24 protein-coding genes and 1 tRNA gene are annotated in these 24,972 nt (G+C 72.3%); 10 read left to right on the plus strand and 15 right to left on the minus strand.

The features are described 5' to 3' along the window. Positions 1 to 139: 139 nt before the first annotated feature. A complete protein-coding gene (locus GL259_RS12905; protein WP_159532276.1) occupies positions 140 to 742 on the plus strand; it encodes a VTT domain-containing protein in 603 nt (200 codons plus the stop codon). 95 nt (positions 743 to 837) lie between these two features. Here GL259_RS12905 and GL259_RS12910 read toward each other — a convergent pair whose 3' ends face one another. Beyond that, entirely contained in the window at positions 838 to 1,068 is a 231-nt protein-coding gene (locus GL259_RS12910) for a DUF2277 domain-containing protein (protein ID WP_159532278.1), read from the minus strand. Positions 1,069 to 1,586: 518 nt separating this feature from the next. Here GL259_RS12910 and GL259_RS12915 point away from each other — a divergent pair. Next, positions 1,587 to 1,946, plus strand: a complete 360-nt coding sequence (locus tag GL259_RS12915; RefSeq protein WP_159532280.1) for a hypothetical protein — start codon at positions 1,587 to 1,589, stop codon at positions 1,944 to 1,946. Positions 1,947 to 2,010: 64 nt separating this feature from the next. Here the strand turns inward: GL259_RS12915 and GL259_RS12920 are convergent. Then, positions 2,011 to 2,082: transfer RNA gene (locus GL259_RS12920), tRNA-Val, on the minus strand. Between the two features lie 196 nt (positions 2,083 to 2,278). Between GL259_RS12920 and GL259_RS12925 the strand changes: the two genes are divergently transcribed. The 3 genes from GL259_RS12925 (at position 2,279) to GL259_RS12935 (ending at position 4,863) form a co-directional block, all read left to right on the plus strand. Then, a complete protein-coding gene (locus tag GL259_RS12925; RefSeq protein WP_159532282.1) occupies positions 2,279 to 3,103 on the plus strand; it encodes a DUF4097 family beta strand repeat-containing protein in 825 nt (274 codons plus the stop codon). 74 nt (positions 3,104 to 3,177) lie between these two features. After that, positions 3,178 to 4,614 carry a hypothetical protein gene (locus tag GL259_RS12930; protein WP_159532284.1) on the plus strand — a complete coding sequence of 479 codons (1,437 nt, stop codon included), beginning with the start codon at positions 3,178 to 3,180 and terminating at the stop codon, positions 4,612 to 4,614. A 27-nt stretch (positions 4,615 to 4,641) separates the two neighbouring features. Continuing rightward, positions 4,642 to 4,863: a zinc ribbon domain-containing protein gene (locus tag GL259_RS12935; RefSeq protein ID WP_159532286.1), complete on the plus strand. Its 222-nt coding sequence runs from the start codon at positions 4,642 to 4,644 to the stop codon at positions 4,861 to 4,863. A 24-nt stretch (positions 4,864 to 4,887) separates the two neighbouring features. Here the strand turns inward: GL259_RS12935 and GL259_RS12940 are convergent, their stop codons facing one another. Continuing rightward, positions 4,888 to 5,535, minus strand: a complete 648-nt coding sequence (locus GL259_RS12940) for a response regulator transcription factor (RefSeq protein ID WP_166461480.1) — start codon at positions 5,533 to 5,535, stop codon at positions 4,888 to 4,890. Continuing rightward, a complete protein-coding gene (locus GL259_RS12945) occupies positions 5,526 to 6,668 on the minus strand; it encodes a sensor histidine kinase (RefSeq protein ID WP_208026467.1) in 1,143 nt (380 codons plus the stop codon). Before GL259_RS12945 ends, GL259_RS12940 begins: the two co-directional genes overlap by 10 nt. A 131-nt stretch (positions 6,669 to 6,799) precedes the next feature. Between GL259_RS12945 and GL259_RS12950 the strand changes: the two genes are divergently transcribed. After that, complete coding sequence (locus tag GL259_RS12950) at positions 6,800 to 7,579, plus strand: DedA family protein (protein ID WP_243762293.1); 780 nt, start codon at positions 6,800 to 6,802, stop codon at positions 7,577 to 7,579. A gap of 65 nt (positions 7,580 to 7,644) precedes the next feature. Here the strand turns inward: GL259_RS12950 and GL259_RS12955 are convergent, their stop codons facing one another. The 3 genes from GL259_RS12955 to GL259_RS12965 are packed head-to-tail and all read right to left on the minus strand — an operon-like array spanning position 7,645 to position 12,198. After that, the gene (locus GL259_RS12955; RefSeq protein WP_159532288.1) at positions 7,645 to 8,457 is read right to left on the minus strand and encodes an HAD family hydrolase; all 813 of its coding nucleotides are present in this window, start codon (positions 8,455 to 8,457) and stop codon (positions 7,645 to 7,647) included. Further along, positions 8,457 to 10,994 (minus strand): phosphoribosyltransferase, encoded by a 2,538-nt coding sequence (locus tag GL259_RS12960; RefSeq protein WP_243762294.1) that lies wholly within the window; start codon positions 10,992 to 10,994, stop codon positions 8,457 to 8,459. Before GL259_RS12960 ends, GL259_RS12955 begins: the two co-directional genes overlap by 1 nt. A gap of 37 nt (positions 10,995 to 11,031) precedes the next feature. After that, complete coding sequence (locus GL259_RS12965; protein ID WP_159532290.1) at positions 11,032 to 12,198, minus strand: HpcH/HpaI aldolase/citrate lyase family protein; 1,167 nt, start codon at positions 12,196 to 12,198, stop codon at positions 11,032 to 11,034. Positions 12,199 to 12,371: 173 nt separating this feature from the next. Here GL259_RS12965 and GL259_RS12970 point away from each other — a divergent pair, with 173 nt between their 5' ends. Next, positions 12,372 to 13,322 carry a TerD family protein gene (locus tag GL259_RS12970; RefSeq protein ID WP_159532292.1) on the plus strand — a complete coding sequence of 317 codons (951 nt, stop codon included), beginning with the start codon at positions 12,372 to 12,374 and terminating at the stop codon, positions 13,320 to 13,322. Positions 13,323 to 13,394: 72 nt separating this feature from the next. Here the strand turns inward: GL259_RS12970 and GL259_RS12975 are convergent, their stop codons facing one another. The 6 genes from GL259_RS12975 to GL259_RS13000 all read right to left on the minus strand — a co-directional run bounded on the left by GL259_RS12975 (position 13,395) and on the right by GL259_RS13000 (position 17,874). After that, positions 13,395 to 14,132 (minus strand): Tellurium resistance, encoded by a 738-nt coding sequence (locus GL259_RS12975; RefSeq protein ID WP_159532294.1) that lies wholly within the window; start codon positions 14,130 to 14,132, stop codon positions 13,395 to 13,397. Between the two features lie 145 nt (positions 14,133 to 14,277). After that, positions 14,278 to 15,417 (minus strand): DUF475 domain-containing protein, encoded by a 1,140-nt coding sequence (locus GL259_RS12980; RefSeq protein ID WP_159532296.1) that lies wholly within the window; start codon positions 15,415 to 15,417, stop codon positions 14,278 to 14,280. A gap of 49 nt (positions 15,418 to 15,466) precedes the next feature. Then, positions 15,467 to 16,042 carry a TerD family protein gene (locus GL259_RS12985; protein ID WP_159532297.1) on the minus strand — a complete coding sequence of 192 codons (576 nt, stop codon included), beginning with the start codon at positions 16,040 to 16,042 and terminating at the stop codon, positions 15,467 to 15,469. A 134-nt stretch (positions 16,043 to 16,176) separates the two neighbouring features. Continuing rightward, on the minus strand, positions 16,177 to 16,752 hold the full coding sequence (locus GL259_RS12990; RefSeq protein WP_159532298.1) for a calcium homeostasis/redox stress adaptation protein: 576 nt from the start codon (positions 16,750 to 16,752) through the stop codon (positions 16,177 to 16,179). 113 nt (positions 16,753 to 16,865) lie between these two features. Beyond that, complete coding sequence (locus tag GL259_RS12995) at positions 16,866 to 17,324, minus strand: peroxiredoxin (protein WP_159538603.1); 459 nt, start codon at positions 17,322 to 17,324, stop codon at positions 16,866 to 16,868. A gap of 112 nt (positions 17,325 to 17,436) precedes the next feature. Continuing rightward, positions 17,437 to 17,874 (minus strand): DUF3052 domain-containing protein, encoded by a 438-nt coding sequence (locus tag GL259_RS13000; RefSeq protein WP_166461481.1) that lies wholly within the window; start codon positions 17,872 to 17,874, stop codon positions 17,437 to 17,439. A 444-nt stretch (positions 17,875 to 18,318) separates the two neighbouring features. Between GL259_RS13000 and aceE the strand changes: the two genes are divergently transcribed. Beyond that, positions 18,319 to 21,066, plus strand: a complete 2,748-nt coding sequence (aceE, locus tag GL259_RS13005; protein WP_159532300.1) for a pyruvate dehydrogenase (acetyl-transferring), homodimeric type — start codon at positions 18,319 to 18,321, stop codon at positions 21,064 to 21,066. A 74-nt stretch (positions 21,067 to 21,140) separates the two neighbouring features. Beyond that, on the plus strand, positions 21,141 to 21,905 hold the full coding sequence (locus GL259_RS13010) for a potassium channel family protein (protein WP_159532301.1): 765 nt from the start codon (positions 21,141 to 21,143) through the stop codon (positions 21,903 to 21,905). A 46-nt stretch (positions 21,906 to 21,951) separates the two neighbouring features. On the opposite strand, the gene GL259_RS13015 is transcribed toward GL259_RS13010, so the two are convergent. Together GL259_RS13015 and GL259_RS13020 are read right to left on the minus strand one after the other, a co-directional pair. Further along, the gene (locus GL259_RS13015; protein ID WP_159532303.1) at positions 21,952 to 22,257 is read right to left on the minus strand and encodes a small hydrophobic protein; all 306 of its coding nucleotides are present in this window, start codon (positions 22,255 to 22,257) and stop codon (positions 21,952 to 21,954) included. 262 nt (positions 22,258 to 22,519) lie between these two features. Further along, the gene (locus GL259_RS13020) at positions 22,520 to 24,139 is read right to left on the minus strand and encodes an MFS transporter (RefSeq protein ID WP_159532305.1); all 1,620 of its coding nucleotides are present in this window, start codon (positions 24,137 to 24,139) and stop codon (positions 22,520 to 22,522) included. A 111-nt stretch (positions 24,140 to 24,250) separates the two neighbouring features. On the opposite strand from GL259_RS13020, the gene GL259_RS13025 reads away from it, so the two are divergent. After that, positions 24,251 to 24,913 carry a TetR family transcriptional regulator gene (locus tag GL259_RS13025; protein WP_159532307.1) on the plus strand — a complete coding sequence of 221 codons (663 nt, stop codon included), beginning with the start codon at positions 24,251 to 24,253 and terminating at the stop codon, positions 24,911 to 24,913. Positions 24,914 to 24,972: the final 59 nt, after the last annotated feature.

Raw genomic sequence — 24,972 nt, forward strand, 5'->3', positions numbered from 1 at the left:
GGCACCGGACGCGTGAACCCCCCGTGACGCTTCCGTCACACCTCACGCGTACGCTGTATGGCTGTCAACGGTCACTCCTGCCGCTCCCCCCGCGACATCGCGGCACGGTCTGGCCCACGGGGGAGCACGGGGAGTTCGGGTGGAGAGTTTCGGGTCGCTGATCGGCAGCCCGTGGATCTACGCGGTGGTGGCCCTCTCGGTCCTGCTCGACGTGTTCCTGCCGGTCCTGCCCAGCGGAGTCCTGGTGATCACCGCGGCCACGGCGGCGGCCGCGGGGACGGCGACCGACGTGCTCGACATCCTGGCGCTCACCCTCTGCGCCGCCACCGCCTCCGTCCTGGGAGACGTGGTCGCCTGGCGCCTCGCCTGGCGCGGCGGCCCCCGCCTGGACCGGGCGATCGCCCGCTCCCGGCGGCTGACCCGCGCGCAGGAACGTCTCGGCGCGGCGCTGGCCCGGGGCGGCGGCGCCCTCGTCGTCCTCGCCCGCTTCGCCCCGGCGGGCCGCTCGCTCGTCTCCCTCGGCGCCGGCGCCGCACGCCGCCGCGCCCGCGAGTTCCTCCCCTGGTCGGCCCTGGCCGGCCTGTCCTGGGCCGCGTACAGCGTGGCCCTCGGCTACTTCGGCGCCCACTGGCTCGGCGCGACCTGGCTGGCGACGGCGGTGTCGGTGGGCGCGCTGTTCGGGGCGGGGGCGGGGGCGGCGTTCCTGGTGCGGAGGCGGCCTCGGCCCTCGGAGGCCTCGTAGGGCCCCGGGGGACCAGGGGGCAGGTCCCGGGGCCGGGGCTCCGGGGGCCGTGCGGCGGAGTCCGCCCGGCCGCGGCCCCGGCGCTCCACGGTGCGCTACCCCGCCTGCCGGGCCGCGGCGCCCCGTACCTCCAGACCGTCCAGCAGCTCGGCGGTGGCCTCGGCGATCGCGTCCACGGCCCGGTCGAAGACCTCGCGGTTGTGGGCGGCCGGCGCCCGGAAGCCGGACACCTTCCTCACGTACTGCAGGGCTGCGGCCCTGATGTCCTCCTCGGTGGCCTCCTCGGGCAGCGCGGGCGGACGCAGGGTCTTGATACTCCGGCACATGCCCCCAGTCTGACGTCCCGGGGCCGCGCCTGCCACGGAATCGGCGACCGCGACGGTCCCGGCGGGCACGAAGTCGTCGCCGCGGCGCGACGCGGGGACCGGCCGCCCCGGAACCGGACGCCACCGGCGGCGCGTTGCGCCGCACGGCGGAACGGCACGGCGTACCGGAGCCCGCGACCGCGCCCGCGTGGTACGGGAGTTGACCCGCACCACGCCGCAACGGCCGCGGTTCCGGCGCGCGTTCGGGTCCACCCGCCCGTCGCGGGATCCGGGCCGGTGCCCCTCGGGCACGCGAAGTCCCCTGTCCGCGCAGGACGGAGCCGGCCCCGCGGCCCGGGCGGGACCGCCCGGCCGACCCGTCCCGCCCCTCGCCGCGCCCCCGCCCGCGACGCCCGTGGCGCTCGCCGTACGATCCGGGTCCGGGGGCCGGCCGGGCGGCGTTTCACGATCGGGTGAACCACCGGGCGGACCCCCCGGGCAACTCGCCTCCCAAAATCGAACAGGCGTATCATTGGGCCGTGGCTGCGACCTATGACTTTCCGAGTGACCTCCTCGCCGGTCAGGAGGAACTGCATCAGGTCAGGGCCGAGCTGTCGGCCCTGCTGAAGCGGCTCCCCTGGTCGGTCGAACCCCTCGACGGCTTCAGCGACGACAACGGCTGGCGCAAGGTCGAGCGCCCCGCCTCACCCGGCTGGACCGACGACGAACAGGCCGAGGTGGAGAAGCTCCGGCGACGGGAACACGAGCTCGCGGTGTTCGTCAGCACCCACCGCTACTGGAACGAACTCACCGGCCCCGACCGGATGCACGCCCGCTCCCGGCTCAAGCACGCGACGGGCGGGGGTGCTCCGCCGGACCGCGCGGAGGGCTCCGGCTGAACGAGAAGGGCCTCCGGAGCAGCTCCGGAGGCCCTGTGCGACGGCGCCGCGCCGTCGATCGCGGTGGGCGCGGACGGTTTCGAACCGCCGACATCCTGCTTGTAAGGCAGGCGCTCTACCCCTGAGCTACGCACCCGAGGCCCGGGCTGCGCGCCCAGGTCGAGTGGACAGCCTACATGGCCCGGGGCACGGTCCGGAAAACCCCACCGGGGGTTATCCCCACCTCCCGTCCGGTAGCGGCCCGGATCCCCCGCCGGCCCGCGGATCCGTACGGTCGAAGGGCGCCGGAGAGCACCGGAGAGCGCCACCGTCCGTCCCAGGGGGAGACCGTCATGACCCGCACGATCCGCACCGCCGGCACCCACCGGACCGTCGGCCCCACGCACGGCGGCCGCACCGCGCGGACACGCGCCCTCGCCCTCGCCGGGGCGGCCGTGGTGCTCGTCGCCGGCCTGAGCGCCTGCGGGGCCTCGGCCGGGGACGACGACGATCCCGACCGCCGGTCCTTCGGCCTGCCCGGCCGCACCCTCACCATCGACTCCGACGACTCCGCCCTCGAGATCGTCGCCGCCGACGGGCACCCGACGGGCGAGATCCGGGTCACCCGGTGGTTCCGGGGCACGGTCGCCATCGGCGAGGACCCGGAGGTCACCTGGTCCATGGACGGCGACCGGCTGGTGCTGCGGGAGAAGTGCTCGGGCGTCGTCGCCAACTGCTCCGCCCGGCACCGCATCGAGGTGCCCCGCGGGGTCGCCGTCGAGGTCGAGGAGAAGGACGGCAGCGTGCGGGCACGGGGTTTCCGCGACGCGCTGAGCATCCGCACGACGGACGGCTCGATCCGGGTCACGGACTCCACGGGCCCCCTCGAGCTGCGCGCCGGTGACGGGTCCGTGCGCGCGGAGGTCGCCTCCCGCACGGTGCGCGCCCGCACCGACGACGGCTCGGTCCGTCTCCAACTCGAGGCCGTGCCCGACCTGGTGGAGTCCCGCAGCGGCGACGGTTCCCTGACCATCGACCTGCCCCGGGCCGCCTACCGCGTGGACACCGAGACCGGTGACGGCGCCGAGGACGTGTCCGTGCCCCGCGACGACTCCAGCTCCCACGTGGTGACCGCCCGCACCGGCGACGGCGAACTCACCGTCCGCACGGCGAACTGACCGACCCGTGTGTTCGTCCTCTACCGGTGGGAGAATGACACCGGGCAGGGCGAACGACAGTACGGGAGAGGGATGTGACGGCGACACCAGCGCAGCCGTACTCGCCGTCGGTGCCACGCGTGCCCCGCACGCGTCGTCTTCCGCCCCCTCCCCCGCGCTCCCGCCCCCGCCGCCGGCACGGCGCCCCCGGTCCGCTCCGGGAGACGCTCGTCCTCGTGGGACTGCCGCTGGTCGCCGCGCTGGCGCTGCCCGCCGCCTTCGCCGGCGGCGGCACCCGGCGCTGGTTCGGCGGGCGGGCCGAGAACCAGCGGGCCGAGGCCCAGGCCGCCAAGGACGCGGCGGCGGCCGCGTTCTACGAACTCGACACCGCCCAGCGCGACCTGCGGATCTCCATCGAGACGATCACCGCCGTCGACGACTCCCCCGCCGCCCGCCGCGCCGTCGCCGATTTCGAGGCGCTCGGCCGGCGCATCGACGAGGCCAGCCGCCGCTACATCGACGCCGTCGACGCCCACGACCTCGACCGCGACGACCTGGAGGCCGCGGCCGCCTCCCGCGCCCGCGCCGAGCTGACCGCCGCCAAGGACGAGCTCGGGCGGGTCAAGCAGGAGCTGGACCGCTTCACCGACGGGCTCGGCCCGCTCCTCGGCAAGGCCGAGACCCGGCTGGCCCGGCTCGCACCCGCCGTCGAACGCGCCCGGCAGGCACTGCTCGCCGCCTCGAACGCCCTCGACACCGCACGCGGGTCGGGACTGAGGGCCGACGACCTCGCCGCCCGGCTCGCCGCCCTCTCCCCGGAACTGACCAGGCTGAACCAGGGCGCCGGGCAGCACGGCGTACCGCAGACCCTGGAGCGGGCCGAACGGGTCACCCGCGAGGCCGAGGCCGTCCGCGCCGAAGCCGAACGGCTCCCGGAGCGGGCCGCCGAGATCGACCACCGGCTGGTCTCCCTGCGCACGCGCGCCCAGGCCCTCACCACCCGCTCGGAGCAGGTCGAACCGGTGCTCAGCGAACTGCGCCGCCGCTTCACCGCCGCCTGCTGGCAGGACCTGCAGCACGTCCCCGACGTGGCCGCGGAGAACGTGCGCCGGGCCGAAGCCCGGCTCGCCGAGGCCAGGGCCGCCCGCGAGGAGCAGCGGTGGGCGGACGCGACCGTCCTGCTGTCGACCGCGCGGGCGCTGCTGAACACCACCGACGAGGCGGTGTCCGCCGCCGGTGACCGTCTGCGGCGTCTGAACGCGGTGCAGAAGGATCCGGAGCAGGAGATCGAACGCACCCGCTTCACCATCCGCGACGCCCAGCGCCTGGCCATGGCCGGCCGCAACACGCCCGACCCGCGCCACGCCCGCCCCCTGGACGACGCCGTGGCCCGCCTGGAACGGGCCGTCGCGGGCCTGGAGGGCCGCCACCCCGACTACTGGCACTTCCTGACCGAGACGGAGGCGGTGCGCGCGACGGTGAGCCGTGTGGTGGCCCTCATCCGGGAGGAACGGGGCGCGACCGCCCACTGACCGTCACCAGCCGGTTAACCTGTGCTCATGCCTCGCTACGAGTACCGCTGCCGGACCTGCGGCGACACCTTCGAACTGAGCCGTCCCATGGCCGAGTCCTCCGCCCCCGCGTCCTGCCCGGCGGGCCACGACGACACGGTGAAGCTCCTGTCCACGGTCGCGGTGGCCGGCACCGGCTCCGCCCCGGCCCCGGCTCCCCGCGCGGGCGGCGGGGGCGGCGGCTGCTGCGGCGGCGGCTGCTGCGGCTGACGTCCGAACCCGCCGGCCGGCGGGTCAGCTCCCCAGGTAGCGCAGCACCGCCAGCACCCTGCGGGAGTAGCCCTCACCCCCTCCCGCCAGCCCGAGCTTGTCGAAGATCGCGTTGGTGTGCTTCTCCACCGCGCTCTGCGAGATGTGCAGCCGCCGCGCGATGGCCGCGTTGGTGTGCCCCTGCGCCATCTCGGCCAGGACCGCGTGCTCCCGTGCGGTGAGGCGGGCGAGCGGGTCGGTGTGGGTCGTGCGGCCGAGGAGCTGCCGCACGACCTCCGGGTCGAAGGCGGCGCGCCCGTCGGCCACCCGCTCCAGGGCGTCCAGGAACTCGTCGACCTGGACGACGCGGTCCTTGAGCAGATAGCCGACCCCCTCCGACTCGCCGGTCAGCAGCTCCGTCGCGTACCGCTTCTCCACGTACTGGGAGAGCACCAGCACCCCCACCGCCGGCCGGCGACGGCGGATCTCCAGTGCCGCGCGCAGCCCTTCGTCGGTGTGGGTGGGCGGCATCCGCACATCGGCGACCACCACGTCCGGCGGGTCCTCCTCGACGGCCCTCAGCAGCAGCTCCGCGTTGCCGACGGCGGCGAGCACCTCGTGCCCCTCCTCCGCCAGCAGCCGCACCAGGCCCTCTCTCAGCAGGGTGGAGTCCTCGGCCAGGATCACACGCACGGCAGCTCCGCGGTCACCAGGGTCGGTCCGCCCGGCGGACTGCGGACCTCCAGTCGTCCGTCGAGGGCGGCGACCCGCCGGGCGAGCCCGAACAACCCGCTGCCCGCCGCGTCCGCCCCGCCCCGGCCGTCGTCCTGCACGCTCACCCGCAACGCTCCCTCCTCCGATCCGACGGCGACGACTATCCGGGTCGGCGCCGCGTGCTTCACCGCGTTGGTGACGGCCTCGCAGACGACGAAGTAGACGACGGTCGCCACGGCCCGCCCGGGCTCCCCGGTGAGCCCGTACTCCACCCTCACCGGAACGGACGCCCGCTCGGCGACCGTCTCCAGCGCCGCCCGCAGTCCCGCCTCGTCCAGGGTGGTGGGGTAGATCCGCCACGCCACCTCACGCAGGTCGTCCAGGGCCTGCCGGCTCTCCTCGTGGGCCTGGCGCAGCAGCCGGTCCGCGCGGTCGGGGTCCTCGCTGCGCAGGGCGCGGCCGAGCAGCATGCCGAGCGCGACCAGGCGTTGCTGCACCCCGTCGTGCAGGTCCCGCTCGATGCGGCGCCGCTCGTCGTTCACCGCGTCGACCACGGCCGCGCGGCTCGCGGACAGCTCGGCGATGCGCCGCTCCAGCTCCTCCTGGTGACGGGGCCCGAGCAGGCGGTGGGCCAGCTTTCCCTCCAGTTCGGCCACGGCCAGCATCCCCTGCACGGCGAGGAAGAGCAGGAAGAGGCCGCCGAGGGACGTGTAGACGATCGACGCGGTGTTCCGTACGTCGTCGACCAGCAGCCAGAGGTACGCCCAGGACGTGCCGTACCCGAGGCCGATCGCCACCGAGAGCATCACCACCGCGCCCAGTGCGCCCAGCGCCCAGCGGCAGGCCAGGTACCCCAGGGCCTGTGTGTCCTCGTACGCGGGCGAGGTGCGCACCCCCAGCCAGATCCGCAGCCGGGCGCGCTCCGGCTCCGTCAGTCTCCGCGCGCCCGCGAGGACCGGGCGGAGCACGGTGCGGCGGCCGCGCGGCCAGGCCACGACGGGCAGCAGGAGCAGGCCGGCCACAACCGTGTAGAGCAGCTCGACGACGGCCGCGGCGGCGCCCCACATCAGCCCCACCGCGCACCGCACCACGCGCCGCACCATGTCTCGCATGATCGCGAGGCTAGTCGGACGCGGCATGCGGGCACACTGCGGAAAACCGCAATTGCGGCTGTGGAGGACCGCAGCGCATCGTGCGGCTTTCCTCAGCGTTCCTTCAGCTCCGGTTCTCTAGCGTGGCGGGCATGACAGCCATCGCAGCGCACACGATCACGGCGGCCGCGGACGGGAGCGCCGGACCGCAGTGGGTCAACGACCTCATGGACGCCATGGGCGCCCCCGGGGCCGGTCTCGCCATCGCGCTGGAGAACCTCTTCCCTCCCCTGCCCAGCGAGGTGATCCTGCCGCTGGCCGGTTTCGCCGCGAGCAGTGGGCGGATGGGTCTGCTCGCCGTGCTGCTGTGGACGACGGCGGGGTCGGTGATCGGCGCGCTCGCCCTGTACGGGGTGGGTGCGCTGCTCGGCCGGGAGCGGACGGTGGCGATCGCGGGGCGGCTGCCGCTGGTGAAGGTCTCGGACATCGAGAAGACGGAGGCCTGGTTCCTGCGGCACGGGACCAAGGCGGTGTTCTTCGGCCGGATGATTCCGATCTTCCGCAGTCTCATATCGGTGCCGGCCGGCGTGGAGCGCATGCGGCTTCCGGTGTTCCTCGGTCTGACCACGCTGGGCAGCGCGATCTGGAACACCGCGTTCGTGCTGGCGGGCTACGTCCTGGGCGACAACTGGGAGCAGGTCACGTCCGTCGTCTCGGCGTACTCGAAGGTGGTCCTCGGTGCGGCCGCGCTGGCGGTGCTGGTGTTCGTGGTCATGCGGCTGCGGCGACCGGGGGCCGGACGCCGGCGGCGCGACGCGCGGGGCAACGCGCGGGAGACCCGTCCGTCGGGCCTCCCCGAGGAGGACCACCCCACCCGCCGGCTCCGCGTCACGGACCCGTACGGGCTCACCGACCGGGGACGAAGGCGCTGAGGGCGGGCCGCCCCGCCCCCGCCCCGGTGACGCCGCCCGGGCGGGGCGCACCGGGTGTCCCGCGGTCAGCCGGCCGAGCGCGCCGCCCGGAGGAACTCGCGCAGGATCCGCTCGCCGGCCAGGACACCGCGTTCGGGCAGGGCCCTGATCGCGGGGGCCGTCCAGTCGGCGTCGGCCAGTTCGCCGTGGCCGGGGCGCCAGCCCTGGTCCGCGGCGAGGAGCAGGTCGGCGTCCAGGAGGGAGTCGCCGGCGGCGAGGGTGAGGTCGGCGCCGGTGCGGCGGGCGACCTCGCGCACGGCCGCGCTCTTGGTGAGGGGCCCCGGCACGGCGTAGATCTTGCGGCCCTGCAGGGACACCGTCCAGCCGCGGTTCTCCGCCCACACCGCGAGTTCCTTCACCCACTCCTCGCGCAGCAGTTCCCGCTCGACGACGAGGTAGGCGAAGAGGTCCTCGGCGACGCGGTGCTTGCGCACCCAGACCGGGTCGGCGGTCCGCAGCAGGTGTTCCTGCACCTCGGACAGCGGGGCGCACTCGTCGGCCAGGCGGGCGAGCACCCGTGCGTGCCAGTCCCGGTCGGACTCGCCGTCGACCAGGAGGTGGCCGCCGTTGGCGCAGATCGCGTAGGCCGGCGCCGGACCGGGGAGGTTGATGCGCTGGTACTGCTTGCGGGTGCGGGTCGTCGTCGGCACGAAGACGGCGGTGTCGCCGAGGTCGGTGAGGAGCTGGGCCGCCGTCTCCGTCATGTAGGACAGGGGCTTGCTCTCGTGGACCTCCACGCACAGCAGCCGGGGCGCCCGGGCGTCCGGCATGGTCAGGGCGAGGGCGGCGGCGGAGTAGATGAGCGTGCGGTCGAGGTCGCTGGCGACGAGGACGGGCATCAGAGCGTCACCGCCTTGCCGTCGGCGCCGGTCGCGCCCCGGGTGAACCGGGGGTGGATCAGTCCGACGCAGGTGTAGGGGAGGTCGGCGACCTCCTCGACGGGGACGCCCCGCTGCTCGGCGAGCAGGCGGACGTGGTCGAGGTCGCTGCCGGCTCCGGCCCGCGCCAGCACCTTCCAGGGCACGCGGCGCAGCAGCACCCGGGTGGTCTCGCCGACGCCGGGCTTGACGAGGTTCACGTCGTGGATGCCGTACTCCTCGCTGATGCGTTCGACCGCGGCCCAGCCCTCCCAGGTGGGGGTGCGGTCGGTGGCGAGCAGTTCCTTGGCCTGGGCGCAGGCCGCGTCCGCGACCTCCGGGAAGCGGGCGGAGACGGCGTCCAGGAAGGCCACCGAGACGTCCGCGCCGGCGAGTTCGCGGTAGAACTTGGCGCCGTGGAAGTCGTGCGGGCCGACCAGGTCGGCGCGGAGCACGGTGCGCGAGATCAGTCCGGAGACCGTCGAGTTGAGGCAGGCGGAGGGGATCAGGTAGTCCTCGCGGGTGCCGTAGGTCCGTACGCAGGAGCCGGGGTCGGCCAGGACCGCGATCTCCGGGTCGAAGCCGGTGACGCCCTCGGCCTTCTCGAACTCCGCGACAGCCTGCGCGAGTTCGCGGGTGATGGCGCCCTTGCCGGTCCAGCCGTCGACGAAGACGACGTCCCGGGGGTCGTGGTGGGCGGCCAGCCAGCGCAGCGCGTTGGCGTCGATGCCCCGGCCGCGGACGATGGAGACGGCGTAGTGGGGGAGGTCGAGGCCGTGCCGGTGCTGCGCCCAGCGGCGCATCAGGACGCCGACGGGGGTGCCCGCGCGGGCCAGGGAGACGAGCACCGGGCGGGGGGACCGCTCGGCCAGCACCGTCTCGGTGACCACGCCCACCGCGTGGGCGAGGCGGGCCGCCGAGGCGTCCAGGGCCGCGTGGAACAGCTCCTGGTACTGCTCGCTCGGCTGGTACTCCACCGGCAGCGACTCCGCGTAGTGGGCGCCGCCGCTCTGGATGGCCTCCTCGCGCTCCTCGGTCGGCGCCTCCAGGGTCACGTCCGAGAGGTCCTGCAGCAGCCAGCCGACCTCCTCGGGCGGGTACGAGGAGAAGGCGGGGCCGCGGAGGGGCTCGGGCAGCATGGTGGCGGGCCTTTCGGGGGCGTCCGATGCGTCTGGTGCGTCCGGTGCCTCCGGGGGTGCGGGTACGTACGACGGTACGACCGCGAGGAGGACCTGAGGGGTGTGCGCGGCGAGCCGGGCGAGCAGGCCGCCGGGGGCGTGCAGCGCGGGGGTGTCGGCGGCCGAGTCGACGACGGCGACGACGGTGTCGAAGCCGGCACCGGCGACGTTGTAGGCGTAGCGCTCGCCGGGGCCGTCGGCGGGGTCGTCGTGGGCGGGGAAGACCAGCCGGGTGCGTATCGCGTAGCCGGGGTCGTCCACGGCCAGGACGGGCGAGCGGGTGGTGGTGGAGAAGCGCACCTCGGCGTCGGTCACCAGTTCCAGCTCGCGGGCGAGCCGGAGCGGCGCGTACATCAGCTCCTCGAAGCCGAGGACGAGCACCCGGCGGGCGCCGTCGGGCAGCGCCTCGGCGAGCCGGGCGGCCATGGCGGGCAGGGCGCTCTCCAGGCGGGCGCGGTGGGCGGGCGTGAAGCCGTGCCGTCCGCCGTCGGGCAGCCCGCGGGGCCACCCCGGCTCGACCCGCGTGATCCGCCCGGCGGCGGTGGCGTCGGCGTCCCCGGTCGCCCCGGCGCCGGACTCCGCCTCGTGCCGGGCCACCAGTTCCCGCCCCTTCTCCAGGACGTCCTCCGGCAGCCGGACCGTGCCCGAGACGGTCGCCACCAGGTCGACGCGGGCGCCGATCCCGCGGGCGAAGTCCTGCAGCCGGCCGGCGTCGGCGGGCGAGCGCATGTCGACCAGGGCGACCACGACGTAGCGGCGCCGCGGATGGCGGGCGTGCAGGTCGCGGATGGTGTTCAGCACCGTGTTGCCGGTGGAGAACTCGTCGTCGACCAGGACCAGCGGGCCGTCCCCGGCCAGCAGCTTGGGGTCCTCGGGGAGCAGCAGGTGGGAGGTCGCGTGGGAGTGGGACTCCTCGAAGCCCCCGGCGGCGGCGACCCCGGGGACCGGGCGGCGGGTGGAGTGCAGGTAGGGCGCGAGGCCCAGCCCGTCGGCGACCGAGTGGCCGAGGCCGGTCGCGGTCTCCGCGTACCCGAGGACGACCGCCCGGGCCGCCTCGTCGCCCAGCAGCTCGCGCACCCGGCGGCCGAGCGCGAAGCCGTGGCCGTACACGACGGACGGCGACTGGGGCACGTGCTTGCCGAGGACGTGGGACACCAGCAGGTGCGCCCGCTTGGGGTTGCGGCGCAGCGCCAGCCCGAGCAGCTCGGTGAGCCGGTCGTCCCCGACCAGCTCGACCCCGAGCCGCTCCGCGACCCAGCTCCCCGACCAGACGTCGCCGCCGGTCCGTGCCGCCGCGTCGCGCACCGTTCGCCGCTCCCCCTCGTTCACTGCCTTCTCCATGGATTCCCTGCGGTCGTTCCGGTTCGTACGGTCGCGCTCACTCCGCCAGACCCGCCGCGAGCAGCTCCACGAAGCCGGTGTCCTCGTTCGCCACGCCGAAGACCTCGGCGCGCAGCAGCGTCCGCTCGGCCCAGGCCCGGTGCGGCTTCACCTCGTTCATCTTGTTCGTGTAGGCCGACCTCAGTACACCCCCACCGCCGCGTTCCGGCCGCAGGATGTCCTGGGCGTCGCTGAACTCCTCGTGGCTGACGACGGACAGCGCGTGCACCGGCAGCACGTGCGAGGGGTGGATGCAGGTCTTGCCCAGCAGGCCGTTGGCCTGGTCGAGGGAGATCTCGCGCAGCAGGCCGTCCATGGCGTGCTCGATCAGCGTCTCGCGCAGCTCCACGGCCTGCACCTCCAGGAAGGGGCTCTGCCGCAGCTGCGGCTTGAACATGCGCTCCTGGACCCGGAAGTACTCCCAGACCGGCCCGGTCACGGTGAACCCGGTGCCGTCGGCCCGGCCCAGCATGTTCACCACGTCGGCGATCACGGAGGCGACGACCTGGATGTCGTACGCCGTCATGTCGGGGCCCCTGCGCAGCCCGTAGGAGGAGCAGAAGTCGGTCACGCCGAGGCGCAGCGCGAGGATCCGGTCGCGGTACTTGTCGACCACGCGGTAGATGCCCTCCAGGGTCGCCACGCGCGACTCGCGGTACAGCAGCTCGGGCGACTCCAGCACCGGCATGGCGAAGAGGCGGCGGCCGGCGGCGGCCTCGGCGGTGGTCAGCGCCTCCAGGAACGGCAGGCCGCGTTCCGCGGTGAACTTCGGCAGGACGAACCCGGACAGCAGCCGGACGGCGGGGCCGAGGCGCCGGACGAGGTCGGGGATCTGGCCGGGGAAGCGGACCCGGACGAACAGCAGCGGCAGGTCGGCTCCGGGCCGTCCGGCCAGGTCCGTGAACTGGCGGACGAGGTTCTCCTCGCCGGCGCTCACGTCCGCGTCGTCGATGGAGTCCTCCAGGCACAGCACCATCGAGACCACGCCGCGTCCGCCCTGCTTGACGATGTCGTCGGCGAGCCGGGGCCGGGTCGCGGGGCTGTAGAGGGTGGCGCCGAGGGCCGCGGAGAGCAGCCTGGCCGGGGAGTCCGGCGTGAACACGCTCGGCTCCCGGTAGAAGAGACGTTTCCGCACCGCAGGGGCGATGTGCCCGAAATGACGCATTGAACTCCCCCGTGGCTTCTGGGCGATCCGTGGAATGCAAGAAGGTGGCCGGTAATAGTACGTAGATATCAATGTCGGAGGTTCCCACCGGCCGTGAACATCAGGTAACCCTGCTGTGTCGCCTCCCATGCCCCGCATTGTCGTGACCAGGACGGAGAAGGCAGGATGACCGTATGACGCACGCGATGCTGAAGGGGTCGAACATCCCTCTGGAAGCCACCACGGTACGTGCCGTACTGCGCTGGTCGCCCGGGCAGGGGGTGCCGGACGTCGACGCCTCCGCGCTGCTCCTCGGCCCCGACGATCGCGTACGCTCCGACGAGGACTTCGTCTTCTACAACCAGCCCCGGCACCCCTCCGGGAAGGTGTGGCGCCTCGGCAAGAAGCGCGTCACCGAGGGCCTGACCGACACGATCCAGACAGATCTCGCCGGTGTCGAGCCCGGCGTCGGACGGATTCTCCTGGTCGCCTCGGCGGACGGCGTCCCCTTCGACCGCGTACGGGCGCTGCGCATCCTGCTGTACGACGCGCAGGCGGCCGACGGGGAGGCGCTGGCGCACTTCGACGTCAAGCCGGAGACGGGCCAGGAGACCGCGCTGATCTGCGGTGAGCTGTACCGCCGCGGGGACGGCTGGAAGTTCCGGGCGCTCGGCGAGGGCTATTCGAACGGGCTGAGGGGCCTGGCGACCGACTTCGGCATCTCGGTGGACGAGTCGGAGGCCGCGCAGGAGCCCGAGGCCGCCGACGTCACCCAGCAGCCGCCCGCGACGGCGCAGACGCAGGTCCAGGCTCCGGACCGCACGCCTCCGGAGGCACCGACCCAGCCGCACGCCCCGGTCGTGCCACCGGCCCCCGAGGTGTCCCGGCCGCTGCCGCCCGAGCAGCCGGCGGGGGTGCCCGCGCAGCCCGCGTACGGCTACCCGCCGCAGCAGCCCGCGGCGGCCCGGCCGGCCTACGGCTACCCGCATCCGGCCGGCCGGCCCGCCTACGGCTATCCGCAGGCGCCGGCCACGGCCGCCGCGCCGGGCGCGCCGTCCGGGTACGGCTTCCCGCCGCCGGCCGCCTCCGCCCCGGACCCCGACTTCCGGCTCCCGCCGCAGGGGCCGCAGTTCATCGGGCGGTAGCGGACCCGTCCCCCCGGACGGCGGCGGACCCGTCCCGTCCGGAATCCGGCCGGGGCGGGCGGCCGGGGCCCCTCACCGCTCGGCCTTGGTCTTGTAGCCCCTGCCCCACTGCAGTCCCCACCCGTACAGCCGGTCCAGTTCCGCCTGGAACCCGTACACGAACTTCACCTCGCGGCGGACCAGGATCTCGTTCTTGACGTTCTCGATCATCACCACCGCGCAGGAGCGGGCCTGCGGGTGGCGCTCGTCGAGCCCGATCTCGATCCGCGGGCCGTTGCTGGGGTAGAGCGTGACCATGGCCTGGGTACGGTCGAAGGCGGGCGTCTGGTCGTAGATGTAGGCGAAGACCAGCAGGCGTTTGATGTTCTCGCGGTGGTCCAGGTTGACGTAGATCGTCTCCCCGGAGCCCGAGCCGAACCGGTCGTCGCCGCTGAGCTTGACGTACGGCGGGGCGTTGACGTCGCCGAGGAAGCCGCCGAGGGGCTGGACGACGCCCTTGGTGCCGTCCTGGAGCTCGTACAGGCAGCCGAGGTCGAGGTCGACGTTGACCATGCTCTGGCTGTGGCCGACGACCTCCGGCGGCTTGAGCGCCTTGAGGGGGTGGCGCAGCAGGCTCTCCCGCTGGGATCCGCCCAGGTCGGAGGTGCGCATCCGCCAGCTCAGGTTGATCCGCAGGTGGCCGGTGGCCGCGCCCTGCTTGGTCAGGGACACCTGTGCGTGCCGTTTGGTCAGCTCGATGGCGTTGGTGGCCGCGTTGCCCGAGTCGAAGGCGCTCTCGCGTCCGCGCCACAGTCCGTCCAGGAAACCCATTCCCGCCCCATCATCCAGTCGTCGGACCCCGCACACCCCGTTCCGGCCGTCCGGGACCCGCGGGTCCCGGACGGCCGACGGGGCGGCCCCGAGGAGTGGTCCTCGGTGGCCGCCCCGTCGAGAGCGTTCCTCACCCGGAAGGGTGTCACACCCCGGAGGAGACCTCGGTCTTCCCGCCCGTCCTGCCCTCGGCCGCCGCCAGTGCCCTGTTGCGGCGGACGGAGGACCAGAAGGAGGCGCCGATCAGGACCACGCCGATGAGGCCGGTGATGATCTCGTTGATCTCGTACCGGATGGTGACCAGCAGGATCATCGCCAGGGCGCCGATGGCGTAGTGCGCGCCGTGCTCCAGGTAGACGTAGTCGTCCAGGGTGCCCTGGCGGACCAGGTACACCGTCAGCGACCGCACGTACATGGCGCCGATGCCCAGGCCGAGCGCCATCAGCACGATGTCGTTGGTGATGGCGAAGGCGCCGATCACGCCGTCGAAGGAGAAGGAGGCGTCCAGGACCTCCAGGTAGAGGAACATGAAGAACGCGGCCTTGCCGGCCAGGGCCACCGCCGAGCGGGGCTTGCCGGAGCGCTCGGCCTGCTCCTCCTGCTCGTGCTCGCGTTCCTCCTCCTCCTCGAGCTTGTCCTCGAAGTAGCCGGAGAGGCCGCCCACGATCATGTAGGTGATCAGGCCCGCGACGCCGGCGAGCAGGACGGTGGAGGACTTGTCGACGTGCGCGCCGCCGTGCTGGTGGGCGTGGGTGGCGAAGGCCATGGCGGAGATCATCAGGAAGATCAGCGCGATGCAGACCGACAGCATGTCGACCTTGCCGAGCTTGGCCAGCGGGCGCTCCAGCCGGCCGAGCCACTTGATGTCCCGGTCCTCGAAGATGAAGTCGAGGAAGATCATCAGCAGGAACATGCCACCGAACGCGGCGATCGCCGGGTGGGCGTCGGTGACGAGTTCCTGGTAGCGGTCCTTGTCACTGAGCGCGAGGTCGACCGCCTCGATCGGGCCGAGCTGGGCACTGACGGCGACGATCACGACGGGGAAGACCAGCCGCATGCCGAAGACGGCGATCAGAATGCCGATGGTGAGGAAGATCTTCTGCCAGAAGGCATTCATCTTCTTCAGGATGCCGGCGTTGACCACCGCGTTGTCGAAGGACAGCGAGATCTCGAGGATGGAAAGGATCGCCACGATGCCGAAGGCGGTCCACCCCCCGAAGAGAACCGCTGCGACCAGGCCGAGCGCGGTGACCGCGAACGACCAGCCGAAGGTTTTCAGAACCACTGGCTACCCCAGGTGTGTTAACGGGTCTCCCCCGCTGCCGTAGTCGGCTTTACGAAACGTTGACTCCGAAGTCTAGAGCGATGCCCCGCAGTCCCGACGCGTACCCCTGACCCACCGCACGGAACTTCCACTCGCCCTGGTAGCGGTAGAGCTCGCCGAAGATCATCGCGGTTTCGGTGGAGGCGTCCTCGCTGAGGTCGTAGCGGGCGAGCTCCTGGCCGTCGGCCTGGTTGACCACGCGGATGAAGGCGTTGCTGACCTGACCGAAGGTCTGGCCGCGCTCGTCGGCCATGTGGATGGAGACCGGGAAGACGATCTTGTCGCACTGGGCCGGCACCTTGACCAGGTCGACCAGCAGGGACTCGTCGTCGCCGTCGCCCTCGCCGGTGAGGTTGTCACCGGTGTGCTCCACCGAACCGTCCGGGCTCTTGAGCTGGTTGTAGAAGACGAACCACTCGTCCCCCATGACCCGGCCGCCGCTGCACATCAGCGCGCTGGCGTCGAGGTCGAAGGGGGCTCCGGTGGTGGAGCGCGCGTCCCAGCCGAGCCCGACCATCACCTGCGTGAGGTTCGGTGCGGCCTTGGACAGGGAGACGTTGCCCCCCTTGGCGAGCGTGACACCCATGATGCTGGTCCCTCCCCAGGTGGTGTTTCTCAGGTGGTCCTGCGCGTCCGGCGCCGCACGTAAACCGTGCGGCGCCGGACAGTACGGCCGTGCGAGGCCGGGTTCGGGCGGTGTCCGCCCGGGACGCGGCCGTCTCAGACGTTCACGCCGAAGTCCTGCGCGATGCCGCGCAGGCCCGAGGCGTAGCCCTGGCCGATGGCGCGGAACTTCCACTCCGCGCCGTGCCGGTACAGCTCACCGAAGACCATGGCGGTCTCGGTGGACGCGTCCTCCGACAGGTCGTAGCGCGCGATCTCGGCGCCGCCGGCCTGGTTGACGACGCGGATGAACGCGTTGCGCACCTGGCCGAAGGACTGCTGGCGGTTCTCGGCGTCGTAGATCGAGACCGGGAAGACGATCTTCTCGACGTCGGCCGGGACGGTCGCGAGGTTGACCTTGATCTGCTCGTCGTCGCCCTCGCCCTCACCGGTGAGGTTGTCACCGGTGTGCTCGACGGAGCCGTCCGGGCTCTTGAGGTTGTTGAAGAAGATGAAGTGCTGGTCGCTGGCGACCTTGCCCGAGTTGTTCAGCAGCAGCGCGCTGGCGTCCAGGTCGAAGTCGGTGCCGGTCGTGGTGCGGACGTCCCACCCCAGTCCGACGATGACCGCGGTCAGGCCCGGCGCCTCCTTGGTCAGCGATACGTTGCCGCCCTTGCTGAGGCTGACTCCCACGAGTCCTCCATTGGTGTCCAGGGGCGGGGTGCCCCGTAGTGCGTTGGATGTCGGATCAACGAGTCGATCCTAGTGAGGGGTTCCCGGCGTCCGCAGGCCCTGGAAGGGAACAATCACAGGGTGTCGAGCGCCTTGACGTACTCGCTCAGGTCACGGGCGTCCGGCAGGCCGTTGACGACGGTCCAGCGCACGACGCCCTCCTTGTCGATGATGAAGGTCCCGCGCACGGCGCAGCCCTTGCCCTCGTCGAAGACGCCGTACGCGCGCGAGACGTCGCCGTGCGGCCAGAAGTCGCTGAGCAACGGGTACTCCAGGCCCTCCTGCTCGGCGAAGACGCGCAGGGTGTGGATGGAGTCGTTGGAGACGGCGAGCACCTGGGTGTCGCGGTCGGAGAACTGCGGCAGGTTGTCGCGGACCTCGCACAGCTCACCGGTGCACACGCCGGTGAAGGCGAACGGGTAGAAGAGCACCACCACGTTCTTCCGTCCCCGGAAGTCGGACAACTTCACGGTGGCGCCGTGGTTGTCCCTGAGCTCGAAGTCGGGGGCCGTGTCGCCGACCTGGATCGCCATCGTCGTGTTCATCCCTTCGGAGGGTGGTTCGCTCGGAACACCCTACGCAGGGGGCACGGCAGGCCGACGGACGGGCCGACGCACGAGGGGCCGGCCCGTCCGGGAGTGTGATCTACCGCTTGGACTTCGCGGCCTTCGGCGTCGCCAGACGGCTGCCGCTCCAGTCCTTGCCCACGCTGACACTCTTGGACGCCGTCAGACCTGCCGTGGTGGCGGCTTCCGAGATGTCACTCGGCTCCACATACCCCGAACGGCCGGTCTTCGGCGTGAGCAGCAGGATCGCGCCGCCCTCTTCGATGTACGTGGTGGCATCCACCAGCGCATCCGTCAGGTCGCCGTCGTCGTCACGGAACCACAGCACAACGGCGTCGGCCACGTCGTCGTACTCCTCGTCGACCAGGTCGCTCTCGATGACGCCTTCGATGGCCTCGCGGAGCTCCTGGTCGACGTCGTCGTCGTAGCCGATCTCCTGGACCACCTGCCCGGGCTGGAACCCCAGCCTGGCGGCAGGGTTCGTCCGCTCCTCCGCGTGGTCCGCGGTCGCGCTCACGGGTTGCCTCCTGATCATGTCTTGGGAATAACTCAGCCACGCGCGTGCGCGAAGCATTGGCCGTAGTCCACACGGGCGGGACGGATCGCGCAAGTACCCGGCCGTCCAGACCGCCGAAACGGTGACGATCCCGACCGGGTCACCGCAACTCCAGGCACACCATCATGGTCCACAGTGACGCACACCACACCTTTGTGCCCGCTTTGGACGTTTGGGAACCGTCTGCGGGAACGAGAGTCGAATGTACGTCCACGGGTAGGGGACTCCCAGGCATCCGCCTCCGCGTCACCCCTGCGCCACCGCACCGCACCCGGACCATATCCGGGTTACCCCACGGTAAAGATGACGTTTGCGGTCCCGGGGTGGACCATGGGAGCGGCGCAAACCCGGCCGTATCAGTGAAGCAGCGGCCCTCTCACGGCCCTCTGACAGGTAAGGAACAGCGTGGCTTCCGCATCCGATCGCAACCCGATCATCATTGGCGGCCTTCCGAGTCAGGTTCCTGACTTCGACCCCGAGGAAACCCAGGAGTGGCTCGACTCCCTCGACGCCGCCGTCGACGAGCGCGGCCGGGAGCGGGCCCGCTACCTGATGCTGCGGCTGATCGAGCGGGCCCGCGCCAAGCGCGTGGCCGTGCCCGAGATGCGCAGCACGGACTACGTCAACACGATCCCCACGCGCGCGGAGCCGTTCTTCCCGGGCAACGAGGAGATCGAGCGCAGGATCCTCAACGCGACCCGCTGGAACGCCGCGGTGATGGTCTCGCGCGCGCAGCGGCCCGGCATCGGGGTCGGCGGCCACATCGCCACCTTCGCGTCCTCCGCGTCGCTGTACGACGTGGGCTTCAACCACTTCTTCCGCGGCAAGGACGAGGGGGACGGCGGCGACCAGGTCTTCTTCCAGGGGCACGCCTCCCCGGGCATCTACGCCCGCGCGTTCCTGCTGGACCGGCTGGGCGAGCGGCACCTGGACGGCTTCCGGCAGGAGAAGTCGAAGGCCCCCTACGCCCTGTCGTCGTACCCGCACCCGCGGTCGATGCCGGACTTCTGGGAGTTCCCGACCGTGTCGATGGGTCTCGGCCCGATCGGCGCGATCTACCAGGCGCGGATGAACCGCTACATGCACGCGCGCGGCATCGCGGACACCTCCAGGTCGCACGTGTGGGCGTTCCTCGGCGACGGCGAGATGGACGAGCCGGAGTCGCTGGGCCAGCTGTCCCTGGCCGCCCGCGAGGGCCTGGACAACCTCACCTTCGTCGTCAACTGCAACCTGCAGCGCCTGGACGGCCCGGTGCGCGGCAACGGCAAGATCATCCAGGAGCTGGAGTCGATCTTCCGGGGCGCCGGCTGGAACGTCATCAAGCTGGTCTGGGACCGCACCTGGGACCCGCTGCTCGCCCAGGACCGGGACGGCGTGCTGGTGAACAAGATGAACACCACGCCGGACGGCCAGTTCCAGACGTACGCCACCGAGTCCGGCGCCTACATCCGCAACCACTTCTTCGGCGACGACCACCGGCTGCGCGCGATGGTCGAGAACATGACCGACCACCAGATCCTCATGCTGGGCCGCGGCGGCCACGACCACCGCAAGATCTACGCGGCGTACAAGGCGGCGGTGGAGCACAAGGGCCAGCCGACGGTCATCCTCGCCAAGACGGTCAAGGGCTGGACGCTGGGCCCGAACTTCGAGGGCCGCAACGCCACGCACCAGATGAAGAAGCTGACGGTCGAGGACCTCAAGCGCTTCCGCGACCGGCTGCACCTGCCGATCTCCGACAAGGACCTCGAGTCCGGCCCGCCGCCGTACTACCACCCGGGCCGGGACTCGGAGGAGATGCAGTACATGCACGACCGCCGCAGGTCGCTCGGCGGTTACGTGCCCACGCGCGTGGTGCGCTCCGAGCCGCTCGCCCTGCCGGACGACAAGGCGTACGCGACCGTGAAGAAGGGCTCGGGCCAGCAGTCCATCGCGACGACCATGGCGTTCGTCCGGCTCCTCAAGGACCTCATGCGGGACAAGGAGATCGGCAAGCGGTTCGTGCTGATCGCGCCGGACGAGTACCGCACGTTCGGCATGGACTCCTTCTTCCCGAGCGCGAAGATCTACAACCCGCTGGGCCAGCAGTACGAGGCCGTGGACCGGGAGCTGCTGCTCGCCTACAAGGAGGCGCCGAACGGGCAGATGCTGCACGACGGCATCTCCGAGGCCGGCTGCACGGCCTCGCTGATCGCCGCGGGCTCGGCGTACGCCACGCACGGCGAGCCCCTCATCCCGGTGTACGTCTTCTACTCGATGTTCGGCTTCCAGCGCACCGGCGACCAGTTCTGGCAGATGGCCGACCAGCTGGCGCGCGGGTTCGTGCTGGGCGCGACCGCCGGACGGACCACGCTGACCGGTGAGGGCCTCCAGCACGCGGACGGCCACTCGCAGCTGCTGGCGTCCACCAACCCGGCCTGCGTCGCGTACGACCCGGCCTTCGGGTACGAGATCGCGCACATCGTGCAGGACGGTCTGCGCCGGATGTACGGCGGCGACGCCGAGCACCCGCACGGCGAGGACGTCTTCTACTACCTCACCGTCTACAACGAGCCCATCCAGCACCCGGCCGAGCCCGCGAACGTGGACGTCGAGGGCATCGTCAAGGGCCTCTACCGCTTCGGCGAGGGCACGGGGGGCTCCCTCCCGGCGCAGATCCTGGCCTCCGGCGTCGCGCTGCCCTGGGCGATCGAGGCGCAGCGGATCCTCGCCGCGGAGTGGGACGTCAGGGCCGACGTGTGGTCGGCGACCTCCTGGAACGAGCTGCGGCGCGAGGCGGTGGCCTGCGAGGAGCACAACCTGCTGCACCCGGAGGAGGAGCAGCGCGTGCCGTACGTGACGCGCAAGCTCGCCGGGGCGCAGGGGCCGGTGGTGGCGGTGTCGGACTGGATGCGGTCGGTGCCGGACCAGATCGCGCGCTGGGTGCCGGGGACGTACCAGTCGCTCGGCGCCGACGGCTTCGGCTTCGCGGACACGCGCGGGGCGGCCCGGCGGTTCTTCCACATCGACGCGCAGTCGATCGTGGTGGCGGTGCTGACGGAGCTGGCCCGGGAGGGCAAGGTCGACCGGTCCGTGCTGAAGCAGGCCATCGACCGCTACCAGCTGCTCGACGTCTCCGCGGCCGACCCGGGCGTGGCGGGCGGCGACGCGTAGGCGTCCCGGGTCACGGACCGGCGCCGGACGGCGGCCCCGCGGGGCCGCCGTCCGGCGTTTCCTACGATGCCCCCATGGCCGAACCGACTGCACTGGACCGCTGGGAGCGGCGCACCCAGAGTCCCCTGATGGCGCTGGCCGTCCTCTTCGCGCTCGCCTACGCCCTCCCGATCGTGGACCCGGACGCCCCGCGGTCCCTGCTGACCGCCTGCCACGCCGTGAACTGGGGGGTGTGGGGCGCGTTCAGCCTCGACTACGCCGTCCGGCTGTGGCTGAGCGAGGACCGGATGCGTTTCGTGCGCGGCAACCCGCTGGCGCTGCTCGCGGTCGTCCTGCCGCTGATCCAGCCGCTGCGGCTGCTCCGGCTGGTGTCGCTGCTGCTGCTCGCCGGGCAGCGGGCGCGGCTGGCGTCGCAGATCCGGGTCACGACGTACGTCGCGGGCTGCTGTCTGGGGCTGCTGGTCTTCGGCGCGCTGGCCGTGCTGGAGGTGGAGCGGGGCCGGCCGGGGGCGTCCATCCACACGCTGGGGGACGCGGTGTGGTGGGCGTTCACGACGATGACCACCGTGGGGTACGGCGACATGGCGCCGACCACCGGGCTGGGGCGGATGCTGGCGATCGGGCTGATGCTCTCCGGGATCGCGCTGCTCGGTGTCGTCACCGCGAACATCGCGGCCTGGTTCATCGCGCGGTTCGAGATGGACGACGAGGAGGAGCGCCGGCAGACGGCGGCCATCGAGGCGCTGACGGAGGAGGTCCGGGCCCTGCGGGGGGAGGTCGCGGCGCTGCGGGAGTCGGCGGCGGACCGGGTCGCCGGGGCACCGCGCGGACCGGCATGAGCGAGGGCCCCCGGCGCCCCACCGGAGGCCCTCGCCCGTGCCCGGGTCAGAACACGCCGTACCCGGGGGTCGCTCCGGCCAGCCAGATGAGGGCCAGGAGCGTGTCGATGGCGCCCAGCACGAGGGCGACCACGGCCGTCGCCGGGCGGGGACCCGCCCAGCCGCGGCCCATGGCGAGCCATCCGCAGACGATCGCCGCGGGGCCGAGGATGATCCCCAGCACGAAGAATCCGGCGACCGCGCAGATGACTCCGATGATTCCGAGCGTCGCGCGATCCGGCCCGGTCCGTGACCACGTCCGGCCACGTGAGCGGGGGTGCCTGCGCGTTCCGTGTCCGAAGCTCGCCATCATCAACTCCCTGAACCCCTTGGTCGGTTGGGGGATGTCCGGGGTTCGTCGTGAAGGCGGGTACCCCCGCTTCGGCCGTGGATTCACGCCTTGTGGACGGCGGTGGACGCGCTGTCCCCCTCCGGCAGCGCGCCGCGGCCGCCGTCCTCCGTGCCCTGCGGAGGGCATGACCCACTGTGACCTGCGGTGCCCTCCCGGCGGGAGGGATCACCGCGTGGGTTCACCCTGATGAGCGAACTCGGCCCCGGGCGCGCCGGACGAGGCGTCAGATGTGGCCGACGCCCGCGCCGGCCTCCGCGTTCTCGCCGCGCTTGGTGAGGAGGGCGACCAGCACCGCGACGACGGCGACTCCGGCGGCGACCAGGGACGCCAGGCTCATGCCGGAGAGGAAGGTGTCGTGCGCGACGTCGGTGATCTTCGCGGCGATCGCCCCGGGCGTGCCCTCGGCCACCGGCGCCGCACCGACCTGGACGGCCTCGGCGGCCCGGTCGGCCTGTTCCGGGGTGAGCGGCGGAAGCCCGGCCTCCTTCCAGTTGCCCTCGAGGTCGCTGTCGACCTTCGAGGCCATCACCGCGCCCAGCACCGCCGTGCCGAGGCTGCCGCCGATCTGCATGGCGGCCTGCTGGAGACCGCCGGCCACGCCGGACAGCTCCAACGGCGCGTTGCCGACGATGACTTCGGTGGCGCCGACCATGACGGGCGCGAGGCCGAGGCCCAGCAGGGCGAACCAGAGCGACATCGTGGCGCTGCCGGTGTCCTGCTCGAGCGTCGACATGCCGTACATGGCGAGCGCGGTGAGGGCCATGCCGCCGGCCAGCGGGATGCGCGGGCCGACCTTGGTGATCATCGCGCCGGCGAGCGGGGAGCCGACGATCATCATGCCGGTGAGCGGCAGCAGGTGCAGACCGGCGTCGATCGGGCTCATCCCGTGCACGTTCTGCAGGTAGAAGGTGACGAAGAACAGGCCGCCCATGAAGGCGATGGCCATCAGGACCATCAGCACGACACCCGCGGACAGCGGGACGGAGCGGAACAGGCCCAGCGGGATCAGCGGCTCCTTCACCTTCGTCTCCCAGAAGGAGAAGAGCCCGAAGCCGGCGAGCGAGGCGACGATGAACGCCCAGGTCTTGGCGTCGCCCCAGCCCCACTCCGGAGCCTTGATCAGGGCCCAGACGAGGCAGAACATCGCGGCGGACAGCAGGGCGATGCCGAGGACGTCGAACGAGCGCGGGGCGTTCTCCGCGCGGTGGTCCAGCAGGATCCACGCGCCGAGGGCGACGGCGAGGACGCCGACCGGCACGTTGATGAAGAACACCGACTGCCAGTTGACGTGCTCGACGAGGACACCGCCGAGGATCGGGCCGCCCGCGGTGGAGGCGCCGATCACCATGCCCCAGATGCCGATGGCCATGTTGAGCTTCTCGGCCGGGAAGGTGGCCCGCAGCAGGCCGAGCGCGGCCGGCATCAGCAGGGCGCCGAACAGGCCCTGGAAGACGCGGAAGACGACGACCATCGAGATCGTGTCGGACAACCCGATGGCGGCCGACGAGGCGGCGAAGCCCGCCACGCCTATGAGGAAGGTCTGCCGGTGGCCGAAGCGGTCACCGAGCTTGCCCGCGGTGATCAGGGAGACCGCGAGGGCGAGAAAGTAGGCGTTGGTGATCCACTGGAGTTCCGACAGGCTGGCGTCCAGGTCGTCGCCGATGGCCGGGTTGGCGATGGCCACGATGGTGCCGTCGAGGGCCACCATCATGACCCCCACGGCGACGGTGATCAGGGTGAACCAGGGGTGCCCGCGCAGCCCCTTGCCCGGTGTCGCGCCCGACGGGGCGGCCGGTGCCTCTTCCCCCGGCCCCGTCGCGTCGATGGTGGTCTGACTAGTCATACCTTCGAGGCTAGTGACAGTCACTGACACTTGACAAACCAATTCACCAGTCAGTAACTGACACGACACTCGCCTATAGCCTGATCAGGAGAAACAGTTCTGGGAGGACCGATGGAGACGGCCTGGACCGTCACGGGTGCGGCGCCGCGGCCGGGTCTGCGGGAGCGCAAGAAGCAGCGCACCCGGGACGCGCTGGTCCGGGCCGCACTGGAGCTGTTCGCCACCCGCGGGTACGAGGGGACGACCGTCGACGACATCGCCGCGGCCGTCGACGTCTCGCAGCGCACCTTCTTCCGCTACTTCGCCAGCAAGGAGGAGGTGGCGTTCTTCGTCCCGCGGCTGGCCGAGTCGCACGTCGTCGAGGCCGTGCGGGGGCGCCCGCCGGGCGAGGCGCCGCTGGAGACGCTGCGCCGGGCCGTCCTGGACAGCTGGGACGGCATCAACGCGACCATCGAGCAGGTCGTGCCCCTCGACCTGCACCTGCGGGTCTACCGGGTGATCGAGTCGACACCGGCGCTGCTCGCCGCCCACCTGCGGCGCGCGACGGAGCTGGAGGAGGAGCTGGCGCGCATCGTCGCCGGGCGCGAGGGGCTGGACGTGGACACCGACCCCCGGCCGCGGATCCTGGTGGCCGCCTTCGGCGGGGTGGTCCGGGTGGCGGAACGGCTGTGGTCGGCCGGGGACGACCTGAGCGTCGACGCCATGCGCGATCTGATGGCGACCCACCTGGACCGGCTGGGCCCGGCGCTCGCGGAGAACTGGCGTACGAGCTGATCCCTGGATCGACACACTGAAACGTGATCCCGGTCACTTGGTTCACGCGAGACCCTCTC

This window comes from Streptomyces sp. Tu 3180 (genome assembly GCF_009852415.1).
Lineage (GTDB): Bacteria > Actinomycetota > Actinomycetes > Streptomycetales > Streptomycetaceae > Streptomyces.

What these genes read in the sequence shown, in the direction of transcription:
- GL259_RS12910 (WP_159532278.1), bottom strand. Translation starts at nt 1,068, where the DNA reads ATGTGCCGGAGTATCAAGACCCTGCGTCCGCCCGCGCTGCCCGAGGAG.
- GL259_RS12925 (WP_159532282.1), top strand. Translation starts at nt 2,279, where the DNA reads ATGACCCGCACGATCCGCACCGCCGGCACCCACCGGACCGTCGGCCCC.
- GL259_RS12935 (WP_159532286.1), top strand. Translation starts at nt 4,642, where the DNA reads ATGCCTCGCTACGAGTACCGCTGCCGGACCTGCGGCGACACCTTCGAA.
- GL259_RS12945 (WP_208026467.1), bottom strand. Translation starts at nt 6,668, where the DNA reads ATGCGAGACATGGTGCGGCGCGTGGTGCGGTGCGCGGTGGGGCTGATG.
- GL259_RS12950 (WP_243762293.1), top strand. Translation starts at nt 6,800, where the DNA reads ATGACAGCCATCGCAGCGCACACGATCACGGCGGCCGCGGACGGGAGC.
- GL259_RS12955 (WP_159532288.1), bottom strand. Translation starts at nt 8,457, where the DNA reads ATGCCCGTCCTCGTCGCCAGCGACCTCGACCGCACGCTCATCTACTCC.
- GL259_RS12960 (WP_243762294.1), bottom strand. Translation starts at nt 10,994, where the DNA reads ATGGAGAAGGCAGTGAACGAGGGGGAGCGGCGAACGGTGCGCGACGCG.
- GL259_RS12965 (WP_159532290.1), bottom strand. Translation starts at nt 12,198, where the DNA reads ATGCGTCATTTCGGGCACATCGCCCCTGCGGTGCGGAAACGTCTCTTC.
- GL259_RS12970 (WP_159532292.1), top strand. Translation starts at nt 12,372, where the DNA reads ATGACGCACGCGATGCTGAAGGGGTCGAACATCCCTCTGGAAGCCACC.
- GL259_RS12975 (WP_159532294.1), bottom strand. Translation starts at nt 14,132, where the DNA reads ATGGGTTTCCTGGACGGACTGTGGCGCGGACGCGAGAGCGCCTTCGAC.
- GL259_RS12985 (WP_159532297.1), bottom strand. Translation starts at nt 16,042, where the DNA reads ATGGGTGTCACGCTCGCCAAGGGGGGCAACGTCTCCCTGTCCAAGGCC.
- GL259_RS12995 (WP_159538603.1), bottom strand. Translation starts at nt 17,324, where the DNA reads ATGGCGATCCAGGTCGGCGACACGGCCCCCGACTTCGAGCTCAGGGAC.
- GL259_RS13010 (WP_159532301.1), top strand. Translation starts at nt 21,141, where the DNA reads ATGGCCGAACCGACTGCACTGGACCGCTGGGAGCGGCGCACCCAGAGT.
- GL259_RS13015 (WP_159532303.1), bottom strand. Translation starts at nt 22,257, where the DNA reads ATGATGGCGAGCTTCGGACACGGAACGCGCAGGCACCCCCGCTCACGT.
- GL259_RS13020 (WP_159532305.1), bottom strand. Translation starts at nt 24,139, where the DNA reads ATGACTAGTCAGACCACCATCGACGCGACGGGGCCGGGGGAAGAGGCA.
- GL259_RS13025 (WP_159532307.1), top strand. Translation starts at nt 24,251, where the DNA reads ATGGAGACGGCCTGGACCGTCACGGGTGCGGCGCCGCGGCCGGGTCTG.